Source organism: Pseudovibrio sp. Ad5, assembly GCF_001623095.1.
In the GTDB taxonomy this organism is placed as follows: Bacteria; Pseudomonadota; Alphaproteobacteria; order Rhizobiales; family Stappiaceae; genus Pseudovibrio.
Genome location: NZ_LMCH01000058.1, coordinates 1 through 3,061 on the forward strand (window position 1 = coordinate 1; position 3,061 = coordinate 3,061).

Annotated in this window: 2 protein-coding genes and 1 pseudogene; all 3 read right to left on the reverse strand. The window is 50.0% G+C overall.

Features of this window, described 5'->3' with window-relative positions; all coding sequences use genetic code 11:
• Nucleotides 1-253: 253 nt before the first annotated feature.
• Nucleotides 254-892, reverse strand: coding sequence for a hypothetical protein (locus PsAD5_RS16295; protein ID WP_063292839.1), 639 nt, complete (start codon nt 890-892; stop codon nt 254-256).
• Nucleotides 893-931: 39 nt separating this feature from the next.
• A complete protein-coding gene (locus PsAD5_RS16300; protein ID WP_063292840.1) occupies nt 932-1,528 on the reverse strand; it encodes a hypothetical protein in 597 nt (198 codons plus the stop codon).
• Nucleotides 1,529-1,677: 149 nt separating this feature from the next.
• Nucleotides 1,678-2,976: pseudogene (locus tag PsAD5_RS16305) on the reverse strand (ISNCY family transposase); the annotation flags it as partial.
• Between the last annotated feature and the right edge of the window lie 85 nt (nt 2,977-3,061).

Below are 3,061 nucleotides of genomic sequence, written 5' to 3' on the forward strand. Positions count from 1 at the left end.
TGTTGCAACCAAGCAGAAGTGGCGGGTGGGGCGCAATGCAGGAATGTCATAATGGGTAGGGCTTTACACCTTGCTGAAGCGCTCTGGCCCTGACGGACGGAGACCCCAAATATCGCAGGACGACAGGGCCAGAAGGTGAAGGGCACTGCTGAAGGAGTTTCTGAGGAGGATGAACCAGCCAGGTGTGCAGATCACGCTTTAGCACTATGCCGACGGCAGCCAAATTGGATGGAAAGAGCGTCAAACTCTAACATTAGTCACATGATGAGGCTGATAGCTTGTTGATCCACTTCTGGTGTTTGAGTGACCGATTTTGCTTAAGCATTACATCAGAGAGATCTCCTCTAAGATGCCGCTTTAAAAAACGTTTATGTGAATCTAGCCTCTCTCTTGAGAGCCAAGGATTAAAGTAGATCCTTCTTAGACTAGACGCTGAAAACCGGAATTTGTCATGTGCTATGCCGTCTGGTGATGAAACCCGCAAGATTCTGAATTCTTTCTCGTCGGCATATTGCTCTCTTTTCGTAAATGGTACTTCATCAGGCTTGGTTTGTGGAAGGTCACGCTTATTGGGATACTGGATCGGACTTGCAATCAAAGAAGGGTCTTCCTCTATGTCCTTGATGAAGGCGTCTTTCTCAAACCACAGACATACACCATTCTCTCGTTCACCAAAGATGTGCCAGAAATGAAATCGATCGCTTGCCTGTGTTAAGCAAGTCGCCCTTATGTCAAAGTCATCCCGCCGCCCAGTAGCATACAGTTGAATAACTTCTGAGTCATTTTTATCATCCCAAGAAGACGGATGTCCGAGATGTAGTTCTTTGTCCTTCAGGATGTCAGTTAGATACTCAATTTTCGTATATTTCTTAAGCCATCTACCTTTACTCATAGCACCCCTTTCATCAATAAATATTCACTCTGAACTCGTTCAACTCTCGTTATTCGGCTTCGATACTGTAAGGGCATTATGCATTAGGTATAGGAAAACCATCGCAGCCTGAAGCATTGTCATACGAAGAATATTTGGGTTTCCTTCCACCATTCCACGAAGTTCTTCGTAATCAAATTCAGGGTCAGCGAGAGCAAAAGAATAAAAGAGTTGCCGCGTTTCATTAGCTTCATGAATTAACTCAAGAATACTGCAGTCTCTTCTCCGGATATCATGCGCATACTTATTGCGGATTACCCTGACATACTTGACAAACTTGTATTCTTCTTTGGGACTGCCCATTAACTCTAAAAGCTTCAGTACAGAGGCTCCACCCGTGTACGGCAATTTATCTACAAAATCACCCAAAGCGCCCTTCTCGCTGAAAGACTTGTCACATTTCTGAAAGAACAGAGCTTGTCGTAATGTTTGTCGTGCAACCGTATCCAGCAAAGCATCCAGCTGCACAATAAAAGCCCAATCTGATTGTTCATTAAAGAGTTCAAGAATTACGTCAGAACTTACGCCGATTGGTTGCAAATACTGGTCTGACAGCTTCTTGAGTTGGGTAAAATTATCATCAGCGTTGTGGGTCATTGAAGAACTACTCCTCTTAGGGGGCTTAAGTCATGAGTATGGGAGAGCTAGCAAGCTTACGTCTTTAGTTTGGCATGCTTTTTCCTGAATTCCTCCAGAATGGCCAGAGACTCTGCACGGCTTCGACTGGCACCTTCAGAGCGCCGTACTCGCCGGGGCCTGCGTACACGCTTCTGGTAACCGCCTTTGTCAGAAGCGCTTTTGACCTTGACGCGGGGAGGGCTGGCCTCCTGCTCTTTCTTCACAAAGGCCAGCACCTCACCCAGGCGCTTATTGTCGGTGACCGCCGCGTGGGTAACACGCTGTTCCTTGTCAAACACCTTGTGCGGCAGCACCATGCCTTGCCAGCGCAGTTGCACACGGCCATCAGCAAACTGGTAGGTATCAACGTATTTGCCTGGCAGCTTCTTACTCAGATCATTGGGCTCCAGAATGAACATCTTGCGATTATAAGAAACCGTAAGCTGCTGGGTCACATAACGCTTCTCGCGCCAGCACAGGATGTCAGCCAGCCGGTCCGGCTCCACATTAAGCGCCCGGTGCAGATTGTCTGGACGAGCAGGGACCTTGGCAAATCTGGCGTTAAACTGCTCCCTGAAGCCTTCCAGAAAAGCATTACCAGCTTCCACGTCACAGATCCCGGCAAGGCGCAGTTCCTTGACCAGACGATCCTGTAGCGTCCGGTTGGCGCGCTCCACACGGCCCTTGGCCTGGGAAGAATTGGCGCACAGGATCTCAATGTTAAGCTCTGATAGGGCGCGGCCAAACTGGGTCATGCCAGCTCCACCTCTGGCCTCCGTGTTGGCCACCTTAAACACGCTGTGCTTGTCAGAATAAAACGCCACCGGACGGCCATGTTTACCTAAATAGTGCTCCAGCGCGGAAAAATAGGAAAACGCACTCTCGGACGGCACAAACTGCAGGTGCATTAGAGTCGATGTGGCATCATCGACAAAGACGAGCAGGGTGCATGGATCACCGCGCTCCTCAAACCAGCGATGGTCGCTGCCGTCAATTTGGATGAGCTCGCCATAGGCTTCGCGGCGATGACGTGGCTGATGAAACGTGCGCCGCTGCGCCTTATTGAGCCAGATCCCGGCCTCAATCATCCATTTGCGCACCGTCTCGCGTGAGACCTTCAGGCCATGATGTTCCTCAAGCTTTTCTGCCGCCAGTGTTGGCCCGAAGTCAGAATAGCATTCGCTGATGATCACTTGCGCGTACTCGCGCTTGGCGTCACTGATCTGATTGTTGGGCCGCTTGCCACGGGCACGGTGGCGCAGACCGCCAGCACCTTCATCTCGATAGCGCTTCACCAGCCGCGATATCTGCCGCACCGACAGGTCCAGCAGACTGCCGGCACCAGCATTACTCAGCTCGCCGCGTACAACCTGCGCAATTACTTCAACCCGATTTAACTCCCGTTCACTCATAACCACCCATCCCATGCCACGCTCCCCAGCATAACCCAACGTAAGAGCACTGTGACATTTTTAGTTTGCAGAGGATAGACAGTTTAGCATTGAGTATAAC

Bases quoted from the DNA above. Each gene is read 5' to 3' on its own strand.
- PsAD5_RS16295 (WP_063292839.1), bottom strand. From the start codon at position 892: ATGAGTAAAGGTAGATGGCTTAAGAAATATACGAAAATTGAGTATCTA.
- PsAD5_RS16300 (WP_063292840.1), bottom strand. From the start codon at position 1,528: ATGACCCACAACGCTGATGATAATTTTACCCAACTCAAGAAGCTGTCA.